The sequence below is a fragment of the Bradyrhizobium japonicum USDA 6 genome (assembly GCF_000284375.1).
In the GTDB taxonomy this organism is placed as follows: domain Bacteria; phylum Pseudomonadota; class Alphaproteobacteria; order Rhizobiales; family Xanthobacteraceae; genus Bradyrhizobium; species Bradyrhizobium japonicum.
In genome coordinates this window covers 6,427,846-6,444,742 of the sequence record NC_017249.1, presented here as the reverse complement: position 1 = coordinate 6,444,742, position 16,897 = coordinate 6,427,846, and the positions used below count along the sequence as shown (strand labels likewise).

The following is a 16,897-nucleotide window of genomic DNA, read 5'->3' as shown; positions in this document are numbered from 1 at the left end:
CGGCTGCCTGCCATATCGAAAGACCCGGGTGATTAACCCAAGCCGCCTGGGGTCATTGCCGTGGTCTCAGGCCTGATTCAGCGTGGTCGGAAACATTGATTGCAGGTTCGATGCTTGTCCACCGCACCGCCGTTGTCTTGAAGCGGCGATAGTAATGCATCAAAGTCGATGTTGATGACGGCTCCAGATCCGAGGGCGCGGGCTCGGACGGTACGCCGTGCGTCAGGACACACCAGATCTTGACACGTGAATCGAGATCCGACGTCCCGGCAAACCGGGTCAAAGTGCTCCGCACGACGTCGCGGCTCGTGCTTCCTGCGCGGACGGCAAGTAGAACGTGATCCGCCCAGGAGGCGAGGAGGCGCACTTCCGGCGCATCATCCAGCGACGGTGCGTTGATGACGACGAGATCGTAGGTGTTCCTGAAGTGCTCGAACAGCGAGGCGACCTTCGGGCCCGCCAACGGCCCCAGGCGACTGCCTTCGGACAATCTCGACGAAATGTAGTCGATTCCGAGCTCAGGGATGTGCTGGACGGCTTTGGCGGCCGCTCCGTCGTGCGCCAACAGCTTGAAGAGATCTGAAGCCTCACCGCCGACGCGCCGTGGCAATTGAGAGAAATCCAGGAATAGAACGCGCTGTCCGAGTTGCGCCGCACAAAAGCCGAAACTCCAGGCGATCGCGCTCTTGCCTTCACCGTGCAGGCTGGATGTCACAAGGATGACATGCGGCGTCTGTGGAGAGACCGGATCGGCGGCCATGAGGGATACGACGGTCGAGCGAACGGCCCTGCTATGCGAGACAGCTGATTGCTCTACGAAGCGCTGCGGCGAGATGCTGAGCTCGGGCGGGATCGAGGGGATCAACCCGACGCACGGGATGTCCAATGCCTCTGCAGCTTCCGCCTCTGTGTGCAGACTTCGATCGAAGTGCTTCAGGATGATCGCGACGAGACATGCGAGGAGCGCGAAGATAATCGTGATCGGTGGAACAAGGAGGAACGGGTTCAACGAGCTCGGAAAGTCGGGTGGCGAGGCGTCCGCAATGACGGTCACGTCTGGCTCGGCGATCACGCCCTTTGTGGTGAGATCCTGCCGCTTTCGTATCAGTGTTTCATATTGCTGCGCCAGCGTGGTGATTTTCCACTCCAACGCGGCGGCGGCCTGTGCGGCTTCCGGTGATGACGAGGTCTGCCCTGAGTGACTGGCGTCCCATTCCGCCTTCGCCGTCGACAATTCGCGCTGAACATTCGCCGATTGTGCTGCGATGGCGTCCAGAGCCTGGAGCTCCACAGCCCGCTTTTGCCGGACAAGCTCGTCAGCGTAGGATCGGGCGACCAGGTTTGCGACGTCTGCGGCCCGTTCTGGATTGGGGTAGCTGGCAATGACGCTGATAACTCTGGACCGGCGCTCCTGGCTGACCTTCAGGCGCCCTTTCAATGCTGCCACCGCCGCGCCGTCGCTCGGGTCTTTCCGGAAGGAGAGGAACCCCTTTATCTTTGACAAGGCAGTGCGGAGCACCGAACCGTTCTCGTTGGCCGGGTTGTCGAGCATCCTTAGTGCCGGCAGGAGTCGCCGCAGATACGCATCGGATGACATGACCGTTACGTGCGTATCGATCGTCGGGTCGTCCGAACCGCCAGTCGGCGTGGAATTGCCGGGTGCTCCGGCATTGTCGGCCGCTCCGCTTCGAGCGCTCACGACAAGCTGTGCCGTTGCGAGATAGGTGGGCGACATAAATATACTACCGAGCACCGCGAGCAGCGCGCCCGCGGCGATCATTTTGACAATGAAGAGCTTGTATCGCCTGATGCTCTCGAAGACATGCTTGAATGCCGCGATGGCGTCATCTGGAGGTGGCTCGTCGCCTTGTGACCGGCCCTGGGACAGGACAGTCACCGGCAGAATCCGTTTACTTGTGAACGCTTCCATCGCATGCTCCTCTACTGCGCCGGTTCCATCACGTCCGCTGTTCGCGACGGCCCGGAAGTAACTGCTGAGTCGAGCCAGGACTGCAGCATCAAGACGGCCCACAACGGTCGTGAGAAATCGCGGCGACCGCTAAGATGTTGAAGCCAGCACTCCTGCACGCGGGAAACGTCCAGGAGATGCTGGTTGCGAAGACGCGACTCCGAAAGGAGGTCCGACGCCCACGAGCGAAGCGGTCCCTTCAGCCAGGAGCCGATCGGCACGTCAAAGCCCTGTTTCGGTCGCTCGAAGAGGTGACGCGGCAGGTGACGGCCGAGGACCTGGCGCAGGAGCCATTTTCCCTGACCATGACGCACCTTCGCCGAGTTCGGCAGCGCCCAGCTGAACTCGACGACGCGATGATCCAGAAGCGGGCAGCGTGCCTCCAGGCTCGTGGCCATGCTCGCGCGATCGAGCTTCACGAGAATATCGCTCGGGAGATATCCAAGCATATCCCGAACGATAAAATCAGACAGCAGATCGTTGAGCGGCGGGATCGAGTCCGGCTCCGAGCCTGCCTGGGTTCGCGTCAACTGCAGTTCGGAGAGCCGCGTCGACCGACGGTACATCTCGCCGACGTCGTTGCTGCCGATAAGGTCTGCCAGACGGTTGATACGGTCGCCGTGTGTCATCCGCTGCAACCAACCTGGAAGACGAAGTGTTTCGACGACGCTTTCGCGCATGCCGCGCCCGAGCAGCGCCACACCGCTCGCGGCCATGGTCCGGATCGATCGGTTGGAGTTCAGCAGAGGCGCTAAACGGGCGGAAAGTACGTGCCTGGAATACCCTCCGAAGCACTCGTCACCTCCGTCGCCCGAAAGCGCAACGGTGACGTCCTGCCGTGCAAGTCGAGATAGAAGCAGTGTGGGGATCTGGGATTCATCGGCAAACGGCTCGTCCCAGATGGTTGGAAGTTCGGGGATGACCGCTCTGGCGTCCGCGGAGGTGAGACGTAGCTCGGTATGGCTGGTGCCGAGGTGCTGCGCCACGGCCGCAGCGTTGGCCGTTTCATCAAAAGCGCGCTCACCGAATCCGATCGTAAAGGTCCGTACCGGGCGCGCCGATTGGGCCTGCATCAGGGCCACGACGGTCGAACTGTCTATTCCGCCCGACAGGAACAACCCGACCGGAACGTCGGCAACCATTCGGTCGGCGACCGCGGCCTTGAGCAGATCGCAAGCCTGGGAGATGAGTTGCTGGTCATCCGCAGTGGCCAGCGCTGCGCGGCCCGTTTGCGCGGCATCGGCCAACGACCACCAGGAGCGCACGCGCTCTTGTAGCGCTGCGGCATCCCGGAAGACCGAGAGGTCCTCGGCGCGGATCGATAGGGCGCCCCCGGGTGGAATCTTGAAGACGCCTCGCCATATGCACTGGTTTTCCGGCAACCATCCGCGCGATAGAAACTCCGCAACCGCGCCCGGGTCGATCTCCTGGTGAAAGTCGGGGAATGCCGCGATGGCCTTCAACTCCGACGCGAACACCACCGCATCCGACGTCCGTGCGACGTAGAGCGGCTTTTTCCCCATTCGATCGCGGGCCAGGTGCAGCGTGCGGTTCCGGCGATCCCACAGGCCGATTGCGAACATGCCATTGCAGCGCTGGAGAGCCTTCTCCAGGCCCCATTTCTCGATCAGGGCCAGCAAGACCTCCGTATCGCTATTGCCGGTGAAGCGCTTGCCTGCGCCCTCGAGCTCTTGCCGTAATGGCTTGTAGTTGTAGATCTCGCCGTTGAACGTAATGACGAAGCGGCCGTCGCTCGAAAGCATTGGCTGCCGGCCCGCATCGGAGAGATCGATGATGGACAGCCTGCGATGCCCGAACGCAACGCCGGCGTCACGATCGCTCCAGAACCCGTCCGCATCGGGACCGCGGTGGCGCAGGCGAGCCGTCATCGGCCCGATCGCAGCCAGATCGGCGGATCGAGAAGCACGCGGCGTCTGAAGTATTCCTGTAATTCCACACATTGCTTAACTTCCAACTCGCGCATGCGCCAATGAGCGCCGATCCGAGCCCAGGATGAGGCCCAGCGTGACGGCAAACCACACGGTCGGGTGCCGCAGAATGAAATGGCTGATGCTGAAAACGGCGAGTGCAAAGATCAGGACAGCCAACGCGTCGAGCCGTGCGCGAAGCAGGAGCGCAAACGTGCCGACAATCAGGCTCACAATGGCGATCACGAGAGGCAGTCCGCCTTGGGTGAATACGTCAAGGAGGGTGCTGTGAGCTTCCACCGGGAGTGCCACGCCCTTGTCCGTGATTCCGGTTGGCTTCTCCAGATGCGGCCCGGGCCCTAGGCCAACCGACCCGGACTCCAGTCCGGAATGCAAGGCGTCTTGCCAAAGACTTAGCCGCAGATTGGCGGTTGCCTTCGTTGCCTCACCGCCACGGTCCTTCATCATGCCGGCGGCCAACCCCTCGACATCATTCGCCGTTGCCACCCCGTAGGGAAGCAGTGAGAGCGAAAGGGGAATTATGGCCACAACGACGATCGCTGCAGCTGCGAAACGCAGACTCCATCGATGTTCGGGGCATGTCAGCCAGCTTCGCAAGCGCAGCGCAATGAGCAGCGGTATCGACAGCGACATCGAGATAAGAAAGGTATCGCTCTTCGTCAGCCGGCCGACGACGAATGTTAAGATGCAGCTAAACACTGCGACGATCCGGCCAAACCGCTTGGCCGTCAGAGCCATGTGAAGCGAGAGTGGTGTCAAAACCGCACAATAGATTGCAAGCTGGTTTGGATTCTCCGACCACCCGCGGAACCGGTCCCAATACCATGGATCGACCGACGAGATGCTGAGGTAGCCCCAGCCCAAGGCAAGTTGCACCGCCATGGCGACGATCCAGAATCCGATCAGGAACCACAGCGATTGGCGCAGGGTATCCTCGGGTCTCAACGTCGCAGCCACCAGGCAAGTGAGGGCCGCCACGAGGAGATATGCGAAGATGTCGTGCACGACGAGGTCTGGGTCGACGATCTCCGGGCGCAGCAATGCAAGAAAGCCCCCAAAACTCTGAATCAAGACAAAGCAGCCCCAGAATGCAACGAGCCAGAGCAGGGCTTGCGGGTTGTAAATCCTTGAACTGACCAGGAGATGCAGGGATGCGAGACCGAGCCAGAGGACGAGGCAGGCTTCCCCGATGCCCAGGGGAAAGCTGGGAAGACGCAGCTGCGAGGCTGTCCCAAGCACGAGGCCAAGCGCAAGAAGGGCACTGCCGATCATTGCATTTCACTGCTGTTGTGCGCCGCAGCCCGCCAGCCGCTGGAAGAGCTGCGGGAAAGCAGCTGCGTGTAAAGCTCGGCATAGCGATCGGCGACGACATTTAGGTCGAACTCCTTGCGCACCACGTTGATCGAGCGTTGACCCATCGTCTTGGCACGCGCGGAATCCTGAAGAAGATCGAGAATTGAGGCCGCGAGGGCGCGCGGGTCGCGCGGCGCTACAAGTTTGCCGTTCCAGTCCTCGCGGACCACGTCATCGCACCCCGGCATGCGGGAGGCGACGATTGGCACGCCAGCCAATCCGGCTTCCAATAGAACACGGGGAATGCCTTCACGATATTCGGTCGGAAAGGCAAAGAGGTCGGCGATACCCAGAAGCGCGGGAATATCCGATCTGGCGCCGGTCGCAATCACATATGGTGCGTGCGCCTCGATCAACGCCTGACCTACGGCGAACGGACCCTCGCTTTCGCGCGGACCGACGAGCAGAAAGCGGACATTCGGACGGACCTCATGCACGAGCTTCGCCGCTTCGAGGAGCGTTGTGATTCCTTTTTGGACGGTTAATCGGCTTACTGTCAGGACAATCTCAGCATCGCCCAGTCCGAGTTCGGCGCGCAGCTCGGCAGGCGAGGCGGTTCGCGCTTGCGCCGCCTCGAACGCACCGACATCGATCCCCGAGCTTCCGATGATGACAGATGAGCTCTTTCCAAGCAGACGGTGTCGTTGAAAGAAGCTGCTGTCGGCCTTGTTCTGGAAAACCGTTGCAGCGGTCCAGCAAGCAGCCAGGCGTTGCATCGCCAGATAGACGGGGCGGAAGGCCAAGGCTTTCAGTTCTGTCGACGAGAATACCCATCCCATTCCGTTGATCGTGCGCACAACCGGTACGGAGCCGCGTAGCGCCAGCGGCGCAAACAGGTTGGGCTTGGTATCAAACGTCTGGATCACGTCGGGCCGAGCGCTCTTCACGAGCCGCGCCAGTTGACCCATGGCCGCGCGATCGGCAAAGCCCACGCCAAATCTGTCGAACTGATATTGATGATACGGGATTCCGGTCTTCGCGAATGCAGATACTGCACCAGTGCCGGCCGCGCTCACGCGCAGGCCGCGGTTCTGCAGAGCCGCCAGGAACGGGATACGCAGAGCGTGATCCTCGCCTCCTACGCAAAGCAAGTGCAGCGCCATGTTGGTTCCTTCCAGCCCTTTGAGCAATCCCGCCAAGATGTTGATCTTTGCGGAGGCCCCCGGTTTTCCCGGCGAAAGTTTGACAGGATCAGGTTAGGACGTGGCCGCGGACTGTCTTCATTCATTCGCATGACAGCGGAAGTGAGCGGTTGGCGGACGTGCTCGAACAGGGCTGAAATGACGACGCGGCGCGAGTGCATGTTTGCTGAACGCGCCGCGAAGCACGTCGATGTTCAACCAGTCGAGACAACGCGACACCGTATTCCGCGTCCACGCTAGGGCAGGACGGCGAGGCGGCCCAGCAACGCGATCAGGTCTGCCTGTCGGCGTGTCTGTGTTTTGACAAACAGGGAAGCCAACTGGGAGCGTACTGTCGTTCGACTCAATCGTCGCGAACGAGCAATGTCGATCAGATTGTTGCCTCGCGCCAACTCGAGAGCAAGCTGGGTTTCGGCAGCGGTGAATCCAAACAACCGCTGCAGCGTCCGCGGCGAGGGCTCCGGATGCGCGTCGAGATCAAGCAGGATCAATGCGATGGTCTCGTCGGACCACGCATTCGCGACCTGGTTGATCAGCGCGGTAAATCCTTCCTTGGTGGATGTTGCCAACCAGGAAGTCGAGCCTGCCGGAAACTGTGCGCCGGCGCGGTGGACCAGTTGCTTGACGGCGCCATAGAGCGTTTCGTGGCTCGCATCGACGCGCGCTTCGCGCTCCAATATTGCGCGGCCGGCCGGACTGAGTTCGATGACCTTGCCGCGCCTGAGCAAGACCTGTCCGCAGCCGATCCGCGCGAGCACCCCGCGCAAGCCGTCCTGCTTGGGGTTCTGGGCTTCAGAGTGAGCAGATGAAACGGGACTGGAAATATTGAATATCGATTCAGAAGGATGACGTTGTAGAGCAATGGTAGACCTCGGCAATGCTTGGCTTAAGTTCAACATTTTATTCCCCCGGCCGCGCTGACCCGATGGAGTGAACGTGCCACAAAGATTCCAAACTTCTGCCAAGCCTGGCAACGTTGAATGGGGGGTAACCCCGCGGCCGTCGGAGGGGGGGAAAGTCGCCGATCTTCCGGGCATCGCCCCGGTTGTGATCAACGAAGAGGTAGCAAGGGGAGGTGAAGGGGTAGCAAGGCGGGTTTAAGCCTCGCGGGAGCAGCCATGGAGGTATGCGGAGGCTACTCCCGAAGGAGCGCCTCGCTTACTCTTAAGGGAGTACCTCTGTTCGTGCTCAGTTCGAGAAGGCCGGCGCAGGGCGCAATGTGACTTCGATCACATCGCCGGGCTCCACGTCGAAGTCGACGGATGCGGGGATCCTGTCCCATTGTTGACCGAGCCGCCGGACGACGACCACGTCGGGATTGAGCTCGCCAGAATTAACGGGGATGGCACCCGAGCCGCCGATGGGCTGCAGTTTCTGGCTGAGCGCCTGCATTCTCACGCGCAAGTCCGCCAACCGAACGTTCGAGTCCTTCTGCTCCCTGAGCAGATTGATCGTGCGCTGGCTGGTGACACGTCCCGCCTGCCGCACGAAGTCCTCACGCTGACGCTGGAGCCGCATGAGTTCGACGCTCGTCTGCAGGCGTCGGGTCGAGGACAGCAACAGGGCACGCCGGCTTTCGCTGACACGAGGACTTGCCAGCAGGCCGGAGCCGAACGCCTTCATGACCCGTTCGAGTTCCTCTTCGTCGGCCTGCACGCCCTTCTCTTCACCTTCCTGTTGCTTCTTGAGCGTAGCGAACTGCGAGTCCGTCTGCTTTACGGCGTCGTCCAGAAAGCGTTGTTCCGTGCGGTAGTCGCTTTGCGAGGTCTTCAGAGAGTCCTTCTCGGCTTGAACGACCGAACCGATCACGCTCGCGGGCAGCGAAATGTCGCTTGGAGGCGTGGCGTCGAACGTGTCGCGGCCATCAAGCTCCGCGCCGGTCCGGACGATATGGAAATATTCCTTGGTGTATTCGGTAGCGAGAGATTGGTAGTCCCGTACAAGATCCGCAGGGTCGGTGGCGCCGGGCTGCACGCCACGCGACCGCAGCAGACTGAAGCCGCCGGCCACTGCCACGGCCTGGCGCACGGTCATTGAAGCCCGATACGTCTGCTGTCCGGGCGTGAGCACATCGCCGGAAACATAGACCGGCCGATATTCCACGACGCTTGCCATGACGTCGCCGGGCTTGACCACGAATGCCTGGTCGCGTCCGTCGGTCAGGCGTTGACGCAGTATCCGTGCTTGCAGCAGCGTCTCGATGCGGTTCTGCATCTGCGCGGGGGTCAGGCCCGCAACTTCTACCGTCCCCCCTCCCGGAAGCGGGATGGTACCGTCAATCTGGATCTGCGTGCGGTTGCGTTGATCGGGGAGGCCACCGATCGAAATCTCGATGGTATCACCCGGTCCGAGCTTGTATGGCGCGGCTAGGGATAGCCCGCTTGTCGCGAAAAACAGAACCGCTGCGCATGAACCCAGCAGGAGGGTGGAAGAGGGCCTGCCTTGCTTCTTGCACTTCATGGACGAACTCCCGATGCAACCGAGCCTTCGCCGCTCGCGAATTAGGGACACCGATATCGAATCCTTCAGCCCGCTCTCTTCAAATCCGGAATGCGAGCGGTCGGAAGAAAGATCTCGTAGTTTCCGAAGAAATGCCTCTGCTCCTCGACGTGGTCGAACAGGCCCTGGCTCAAGGCAGCGAGGATTTCGCTGATCCCTTGCTGAACGCTGATCTCAGGCGTGAAATTCAATACCCGACGGATCTTGTCGAAATTCACGCGGTAATTCCGGGGATCGGCGCCGCGCTCCTGATAGGTCACCTTCGATCGCGGAATGTGCCGCATGATCTCCTCAACGACCATCAGCTTGGTGAAGTTGTTTTCCTCGCAGCCCACATTGAAGACTTCGAAGGCGACCTTGCTGGTGGGCGCGCGGAGCACTTCCTCGATCGCGCGGGCAAAATCACGAACATGGCAGTAGGGACGCCAGGTCTTGGGATCGAATACCAGCAGTTCTTTTCCCAGGTGCAGTTCACGCACAAATTCGTTCACCGTGAGATCGAAGCGCATTCGCGAGGAAAGACCAAAGGCCGTCGCAAAGCGGAGAACCGTTGGATGGAATCCAGCCTTTCCCTTGAGACCCAGGATCTTCTGCTCCATCTCCACCTTGTGCTTGGCGTAGAGGGAGAGTGGTGCGAGCGGGTAATTCTCGTCGACGGCCTTGTCTTCTTCCACGAGCCCATAGTTCGAACAGGTGGACACGAAGATGAGCCGATCGACCGGATGGTGTTGCATCGCGTCGATGAAGGACGCGACGCCATTCCGATTGATGGCGTGGCTTTCGTCAGGGTACTTGCTCGTGATCGGATCGCCGACGAGCCCAGCCAGGATGACGACGTCATCCACACCCTTCAATGCCTGATTGGCGAAACGGGGATCGCGAATATCGCCTTGCATGAACTCGTATTGCGGAACGCTCAGATAAGGCCAGGCACAGCTCTCGTTCTTGTAGATGAGCTGATCCAGGCAGCGGACATGCCAACCCTTTCTCAGGAGATGGCCCGTGATCACTGAGCCCACGTAACCAGCACCACCTACCAGAAGCACAGTTCGCTTTTCAGTCACCATTTGATCACCCGTCTACTTTTGAAATAAGTTCGCACCGACAGATCCGCCAGTTGGCGCTATGCCGCTCTGGTTCTGGCTCTCCGGTCGGGGTCTTCGCATGCGCTTGAGAAGCGGCTCCCCCACGGCGATCCAGCCGGCCTGAACGATCCACCGGAGATCGGACATGACGGTTCGATTGGAATAATATGCCAGGTCGATCTTCGCCTTCGCGGGAAACAGAACCTCCCGATAGAAATCCGCCACATTGCCCTCCGGCGGGAACAGCTCATTTTCATGCCGGAAGAGAACCTGGCACGGCCCGACCAGGCCTGGCCGGTGTTCCAGGATCTTTTCGAATCCGTTCCTGAAACAGTCGGCAAATACGAGCGTCTCGGGTCGCGGGCCGACGAAAGACATGTCACCCCGCAGGATGTTCCAGAGCTGCGGTAACTCATCCAGCTTGAATGCTGCCAGCAGCCCGCCGATCGTCGTCATGCGGTTGTCGTTCACCATCGTGAGCGGACTTCCGCGATCGTCGCAATCGGCTCTGAACTTCCGGAACTTGTACATGCGGAACGGCGCCCCGTTCAGTCCGAGACGAAGTTGCGAATACAGTATCGGCCGTCCGCCTTCGATCCAGACGGCAAGCGCAATGACCAATAGGATCGGCAGCGAGACGATTATGGCCGTCCCGGCCCCGAGGACATCGATGACGCGCCGCAAACGCACGGCCGGAGCTGCCGGCCCAGCGCATCCCGCATTGACCGTTTCGCTCATGCCTGTTCGACCTCCGCGGGACAGGTTGCCTGAAGTCCATCTGCGAGGCTGTCTGCCACGTGATCGACGTCGGCCGGAGTCATCGCGGGATGGAGCGGCAAGGTGAGCTCGCGTCCGCAAAAATCCTCAGTGTTGGGTAGGCTGATGCCCGGATACTGATCCTGGTAGAACGTCAACCGATGCACCGGGGGATAGTGAATGGTGGTCTGAACGCCGCGCTTGCTGAGCTGCTCGATCAGGGGCTGCCGCGCGCTTGCCGCGGGGAGAACGACGGGCATGAGATGGTGGGCCGAGACCCACGACGCGTTGAATGGCACCAGGACCGAAGGGCAACGCTCGGCCAGCCGCCGCCGATAGTGCAGCGACAGATGCCGCCTTGTGTCGTTCCAACCTGCCAGCTTACGAAGCTGCACCAGGCCGACCGCGGCGCGCAACTCGTCCATGCGGTAGTTGAATCCAAGAAGCGTCACGTCGTATTCGGGACTGCGGCTGACGAGGCGCTGGCGCGTGTTGGTGGTCATGCCATGCGACCTGGCGCGCTTGATCATGTCGTTCAATATCCGGTGACGCGTTATGATCGCGCCGCCTTCAGCAGTCGTCATGTTCTTGTTGCCGTAGAAGGAAAACGCGGCCGCATCGCCAAACGTGCCGACCCCCTTGACGCCGGGCGCATGGGCGGCGTCCTCGATCAGGAGCAGACCCTTGCTGCGAGCGAGGGCCTGCCACTCCTCTCGATCAGCGAGGTAGCCCCCAAAATGCATGAGGATCACCGCTTTCGTCCGCGAAGTGCATTTGCGGAGCGCATCGGCCGCTGACATCAGGGGAACGGCCCCGGATTGGACATCGACGAACACGGGCCGCGCTCCGACGTAGAGCACGGCATTGGCCGTGGCAACGAATGTGAGAGAAGGAACGAGGACTTCATCGCCGGGGCCGACGCCGAGCGCATGCAGGATGAGGTGAAGTGCGGCCGTGCATGATCCGACTGCAATAGAGTCCTCGGCGCCATGCATGCGTGCAAACGTTTGTTCGAACTCCCGTACGCGATCCCCCATGGTGATCCAGCCGCTATCGATCGCGGCAACAAGAGCTTCCTTTTCGTCAATTCCCAGGGCCGGTTCTGATACCAACAGCATGTGTTCCTCTTCCCGTTCATTCCCCATGCGAAGGGGGACGCTGCGTCACGCAGCCGCAGTTGCGAACGCAGACGATTGCTCGTCCCACGCAATGTCCTGGGCTTTCAGGAAGTCCTCGACCCGGCCAATGTCGAGCCACAGGCCAGTGTGCTTGAAGACGTTGACGCGGGCTTCTTCCTCGAGCATCTGGAACATCAGGTCGTCAAATCCGAAGGGGACGCCCGACGGAATGCGCTCGAGGACGACCGGATTCATGCAGTAGATTCCCATGCTGACGAGATTCGTCAGCTCCGGCTTCTCGCGAAATCCGGTCACGCGTCCATCGATTTCATCAATCACACCGAAGTCCATCTTCGTGCTCCGAACGGAGGTTCCGATGGTGATGTTGGCATCGGATTTTCGGTGATTGTGGATCAGCTGGTTCAGGTTCAGGTCTGTCAGGACGTCGCCGTTGAGGACCAGGAACGGCTCGTTGAGCTGTTCTCGCAGCAATGACAGCGGACCGATCGTGCCGAGCGGTTCGAGCTCCTGCGTATAGGTGATCTGCATGTTCCACTGGCTGCCGTCACCACAGACGCTGCGGATCAGATGGCCCAGATAACCGGTGGTGACGAAGACCTCTCCGATCCCGTTCCGTCTCAACCATTTGAGAACGAGCTCGAGGACGGGACGCGCGCCGATTGGCATGAGAGGTTTTGGCAAAATGGACGTATGTGGACGAAGTCGAGTTCCTCTGCCGCCGCACTGAACTACCGCTTTCATCTGAACCTCCATGCACTCAAAAAAATACGCTTCAAAAAAAACCGAGATATGCTTCTCGGGAAAAAGGTAGGAGCAAAACCATGCCTGCGTCTTCGTTCGTTTGCATGAGAGCGTTGGAATCGGACTGCAGAGGAATGCCGGCGGGTAGTCCGCGCAGTCGTGCAGTCGAGGCGTGCCTCTCCGGAAGACACGGGATTGCCTTGACCAAGGAGCTCATGCGGAAGGGTTCGCGAAGGGCAAAAAATCGCCGCACTCGGCGGCCGGGTGAAGCCCCCGGGGCGCCAAGCCGCGATCGAGTTACAGGACCGCTCGTTTCCTCTGCTTGCCGAACGCGCCGATCGATCAGGTATCGGCGGCCAAGTTAACCTTGCTGGCGATGTAACGTGCCATGCCCCGAATGGAATCGAGATTCTCGGGCAGGATCTCATTGTCGTCGACGGCGATTCCGAAGGTCGTCTCGATGAACCCAACCACCTCGAGCACTCCGGTCGAATCGATGATCCCCTGGTCGAGCAGGGAAGCGTCGTCGTTCAGCGCCGCGATGTCGCTGATGTAGAAGTTCGATGTCAGGAAAGCGCGGATCTGCTCCTTGCAGCGGTCGGGTGCCAAGACCAGTGTCATTGCGTTGGTGCTCCATATGAAAGCGGGTGCGTCGATTGGCCGTCCACAAGCTATCCCGTGATGAGCTCTCTCTTGTTGATCTTGCCCGTATCCGTGCGCGCCAGTTCCGGCACGATAACGACGTACTTGGGGACCATGAAACTCTCGAGGCGCTTGTGACACTCTCGCTGGATCTGCTTGGCGTCGATCGGCCGCACCTGGTCGACGACCACGAAGGCCTTGATCGCGTGACCGAGCAGATCGTCGGGAACGCCAACGACTGCCGCTTCCCTTATGCCGGGAATGTCCAGCAAAGCGCTCTCCACCTCCTTGGGCGCGACCTTCTCGCCGCGCGATTTGATGACCTCGTCGCTCCGGCTGACGAAGTACAGATATCCGTCGGCGTCCATCTGACAGTAGTCGCCGGTGTAAAGCACCTGCTCGCCGGGAAGCGGTCCGGGCTTGAGTTTCTTCGCAGTAGCTTCGGGCTTTCGCCAATAACCCTTCATGACGGTCGCACCGCGGATCACCAGCTGTCCGGCGATGCCGGCGCCGACCCGTTGATCACGCTCGTCGACGATCCACATTTCGGTATTTGGAATGGCAATTCCTACGCTCGACGGCTTCCGATCGAGATCCTCCGGCGGCAGGTAGGTGCAGCGTTTGCATTCGGTAAGACCGTACATGGAGTAGATGCGTGCGCCGGGGAACGTGTGTCTCAGCTGCTCCAGGTGCCGGACCGGCAGCGCGGCACCGGTGCTCGTCACGTAGCGAATGCTGGATAAATCGTAACTCTTCAGCGACTCAAGCTGCAGCAGAGTCGAGAACATCGTCGGTACGCCGGGAAAGCCCGTCACTCTCTCTTCTGCAACACGTCGGAGCGTCTCGGCGGGGAAGGCAAAAGAGCGCTCGAGAACAAGGCGCGCTCCGGCGCGTACGGCCATGATCATCTGATACAGGCCGTAGTCGAAGGCGAGTGGCAGAGCGTTGAGGATGACCTCATCGTCACGGACGTCCAGATACGACGAAACCGACGTGCATGCCGTCATCATGTTCCGGTGCGTCAGCATCACCCCTTTGGGCTCGCCGGTCGAGCCCGAGGTATAGACAATGGCGGCGAGATCAATATCGATGCAGCGGCGCGCGGGTGCGGCGTCGTGCTCGTTGGCCGTTACAGTGTTCCATCGCACGGCATGCGGCAGTGCGTTCAGATCGGCGTCGTCGAGTGGGCCGGACACGATCACGCGGCGCAAGGACGGGCAATGTCGTGCGGGTTCGCGGAACGTCGCATAAAGGCGCGTTTGCGTAATGAGTGCAGTCGGCTGGCAGTCATTGAGGAGATAGCCGAGCTTGTCGGGCTTCGTGAGAGGATTGATGAGGCATACGATCGCGTTGGCCTTGAGGACGGCCCAGAAACTGACGGCTGCCTCGACGGTGTTGTCGGCAAAGATCATCACACGATCGCCGCGCTCGACGCCGGCCTCGACCAGATGGTGCGCGACCGCATTCGACCACGCCTCGAGCTGGTCGTAGGTAACCCGATGACCGTCGCACACGAGCGCGACCTTGGCGCCGTTTTGATGGGCCGAGTTGATCAGGTAATCGTGCAGGAGCGGCACGGGATTGTTGATCATGCGTAAACTCCCGGTACGTCCTGGTGGTCGACGTCCACGCTGAGCTCGAGGCGGCGCGGTGCTTCCGGCCGGTCCGCGACGAACTGCTGGAACAGGAGCTGAGTGGACAAGACGCCGACGAGCGCCATGTTGTCGAAGTTGGACAGGTCGCCATCGCCGGCGTGCGCATGGGCCTGGCACTTGGCGCGCAGCCGTTCGACCGCCACCGGGTCGAAGATGTTGGCGGCGCGGACGCTTGCGCTTGAGAGCGCTTCGTCGACATAAGGGGGGGCATCCCTGTCGACGAAGCAGAGCGCGTTGGGGGTCCGGTAGGGCTGCTTCTTGCGTGTGACAATCTCTGATGGAGCTTGCGACTGCGTTACACGCTTAAGGACGTGCTTCTCGTCGAGGATGCGAAGTTTGCAGGCGTCGGGAAGGGAGTTCGCGAGTTCGACGACGTCGTCGTCAAGGAATGGAAAGCGCCCCTCGACCGAGTGCGCCATCAACATCCGGTCTCCCCTGGGAGGAGAGCAGATACCCGGCCAGGAGCGTCTTGGTCTCGAGGTACTGATCTTGTGCAAGCGGCGTCCAGCGGCAAAAATCCGGTGGCAAACGATCGAGCAATTCGGTCACCGGGTCGGCTTGCGAAGTGGCCGCGCGCATGTCTGCGGAGAACAGGCGCTTGATCGCGCTCGTGCTGCGCCAACGCGGGGAATGAGCGAAGCCGGGCGCATCTGGTGCAGAAATGCCGTGTCCGAAGAACTTTAGCGCGATGGCCTGCATGTGGACCGGCGATCGCGAGATGTAGGGATAGAGCCGGCTCAGGAGGGCGGCGCGTCGCGTTGAGGCCGGCTGGCGGCCCCAGAAACGGCGGATCTTGCCTTCGCGAAACACATCATAACCGGCGAACATTTCATCTGCGCCTTCGCCGGTCAGCACGACCTTGATGCCGCGCTCGCGCACGAGCTTTGAGAGCAGGAACAGCGGTGCAGGGGCGGTCCGCAGGATTGGCCGCTCAGTGTGATAGATGACCTTGGGAAATACCTCGGCGATATCCTGTCGCGAGACCATGAGCTCGTGGTGCTCGCTCGCAATCGTGCGTGCCATTAGGCGCTGATAGGAGGTCTCGTCATACTCGGCGTCGGTAAAGCGCACGGAAAATGTCTGGAAGCGCCTGCCTGCAAACCGGCTTCCCAATGCCGCAACGAGCGAGCTGTCGAGACCACCGGAGAGATAGCTTCCCACGGGGACGTCGGACCGCACCATTCTCAGCGCCGTAGCCGCCTCCAGTGCGCTACGCACAGCATCGATCACATCGTCATTGCAGCCGGCGGACGGAAGGCGACGCTCGTCGGACCGGGGCGCATAGCACGGAGTCCAGAATGCGCGGTCCCGGACCGCGCCGCGCGCGTAGGTGCGGACGTGTCCCGGTTCAATCTCCGTGATCCCCTGAAACACGCTCTGCGGCGGCACGCTACTCCAGAAGGTAAAGGTCTGGTCGATGCCCGCTGGATCGAGTGCCCGAGGGATTGCCGGATTTGCCGCGAAGATGGCCTTGATCTCACTGGCGAAGTGGAGTTGGCCTTGGTGGTTGCAGATATACAGCGGGCAGATTCCGGTCCGGTCACGGGACAAGATGAGGCGGTTGGCGGAGGCGTCCCAGATGGCAAGGGCCCATTGCCCGTTCATCCGTTCGAATGCTGCCTCGCCCCAGGCGCGATAGGCCTGAATCACGACCTCCGTGTCGCTGCGGGTGCGGAAGCGATGGCCGAGCGAGATCAGCTGCTCACGCAGCTCGACATAGTTGAAGATCTCGCCGTTGAACACGATCCAGGCGGGCCCGCCGGGATCGGAGAGAGGTTGTTGTCCGCCCGCTATGTCGATGATCGAGAGCCGGGCGTGCGCCAGGCCCGCGCGTTGGTCCCGGTAGAGGCCTCGCTCGTCTGGCCCGCGATGTGCGAGCGCCCCGACCATACGCAAGAGCGCTCTCCGCGAAGGACTCGGAGCGTTCGCACTCAGCGCCACGATGCCGGCGATGCCGCACATGCCGT

Annotated in this window: 14 protein-coding genes; all 14 read right to left on the bottom strand. The window is 61.0% G+C overall.

From position 1 onward, the window contains the following. Positions 1–52 precede the first annotated feature (52 nt). Positions 53–1,930 (bottom strand): GumC family protein, encoded by a 1,878-nt coding sequence (locus tag BJ6T_RS30490; RefSeq protein WP_014496406.1) that lies wholly within the window; start codon positions 1,928–1,930, stop codon positions 53–55. Between the two features lie 11 nt (positions 1,931–1,941). Then, positions 1,942–3,930, bottom strand: a complete 1,989-nt coding sequence (gene asnB / locus BJ6T_RS30485; RefSeq protein WP_014496405.1) for an asparagine synthase (glutamine-hydrolyzing) — start codon at positions 3,928–3,930, stop codon at positions 1,942–1,944. A 3-nt stretch (positions 3,931–3,933) separates the two neighbouring features. Further along, positions 3,934–5,190: an O-antigen ligase family protein gene (locus tag BJ6T_RS30480; RefSeq protein ID WP_014496404.1), complete on the bottom strand. Its 1,257-nt coding sequence runs from the start codon at positions 5,188–5,190 to the stop codon at positions 3,934–3,936. Beyond that, the gene (locus tag BJ6T_RS30475) at positions 5,187–6,410 is read right to left on the bottom strand and encodes a glycosyltransferase (protein WP_141378566.1); all 1,224 of its coding nucleotides are present in this window, start codon (positions 6,408–6,410) and stop codon (positions 5,187–5,189) included. The genes BJ6T_RS30480 and BJ6T_RS30475 overlap by 4 nt, the downstream gene beginning before the upstream one ends. A 239-nt stretch (positions 6,411–6,649) precedes the next feature. After that, positions 6,650–7,312 (bottom strand): helix-turn-helix transcriptional regulator, encoded by a 663-nt coding sequence (locus tag BJ6T_RS30470; RefSeq protein ID WP_043900269.1) that lies wholly within the window; start codon positions 7,310–7,312, stop codon positions 6,650–6,652. Positions 7,313–7,601: 289 nt separating this feature from the next. Further along, the gene (locus BJ6T_RS30465; RefSeq protein ID WP_014496401.1) at positions 7,602–8,873 is read right to left on the bottom strand and encodes a polysaccharide biosynthesis/export family protein; all 1,272 of its coding nucleotides are present in this window, start codon (positions 8,871–8,873) and stop codon (positions 7,602–7,604) included. 65 nt (positions 8,874–8,938) lie between these two features. After that, the gene (locus tag BJ6T_RS30460) at positions 8,939–9,979 is read right to left on the bottom strand and encodes an NAD-dependent epimerase/dehydratase family protein (RefSeq protein ID WP_014496400.1); all 1,041 of its coding nucleotides are present in this window, start codon (positions 9,977–9,979) and stop codon (positions 8,939–8,941) included. 12 nt (positions 9,980–9,991) lie between these two features. Then, complete coding sequence (locus tag BJ6T_RS30455) at positions 9,992–10,735, bottom strand: sugar transferase (RefSeq protein WP_014496399.1); 744 nt, start codon at positions 10,733–10,735, stop codon at positions 9,992–9,994. Beyond that, positions 10,732–11,898 carry a DegT/DnrJ/EryC1/StrS family aminotransferase gene (locus tag BJ6T_RS30450; protein ID WP_225894982.1) on the bottom strand — a complete coding sequence of 389 codons (1,167 nt, stop codon included), beginning with the start codon at positions 11,896–11,898 and terminating at the stop codon, positions 10,732–10,734. The genes BJ6T_RS30455 and BJ6T_RS30450 overlap by 4 nt, the downstream gene beginning before the upstream one ends. An 18-nt stretch (positions 11,899–11,916) precedes the next feature. Further along, entirely contained in the window at positions 11,917–12,633 is a 717-nt protein-coding gene (locus BJ6T_RS30445) for a nucleotidyltransferase family protein (RefSeq protein WP_028147253.1), read from the bottom strand. Between the two features lie 342 nt (positions 12,634–12,975). After that, entirely contained in the window at positions 12,976–13,254 is a 279-nt protein-coding gene (locus tag BJ6T_RS30440; RefSeq protein ID WP_014496395.1) for an acyl carrier protein, read from the bottom strand. 50 nt (positions 13,255–13,304) lie between these two features. Further along, positions 13,305–14,867, bottom strand: coding sequence for a class I adenylate-forming enzyme family protein (locus BJ6T_RS30435; RefSeq protein ID WP_014496394.1), 1,563 nt, complete (start codon positions 14,865–14,867; stop codon positions 13,305–13,307). Then, on the bottom strand, positions 14,864–15,355 hold the full coding sequence (locus tag BJ6T_RS49265) for an asparagine synthase-related protein (RefSeq protein WP_283808194.1): 492 nt from the start codon (positions 15,353–15,355) through the stop codon (positions 14,864–14,866). The genes BJ6T_RS30435 and BJ6T_RS49265 overlap by 4 nt, the downstream gene beginning before the upstream one ends. Next, complete coding sequence (gene asnB / locus BJ6T_RS30430; RefSeq protein ID WP_014496392.1) at positions 15,312–16,892, bottom strand: asparagine synthase (glutamine-hydrolyzing); 1,581 nt, start codon at positions 16,890–16,892, stop codon at positions 15,312–15,314. Before asnB (BJ6T_RS30430) ends, BJ6T_RS49265 begins: the two co-directional genes overlap by 44 nt. Positions 16,893–16,897 lie beyond the last annotated feature (5 nt).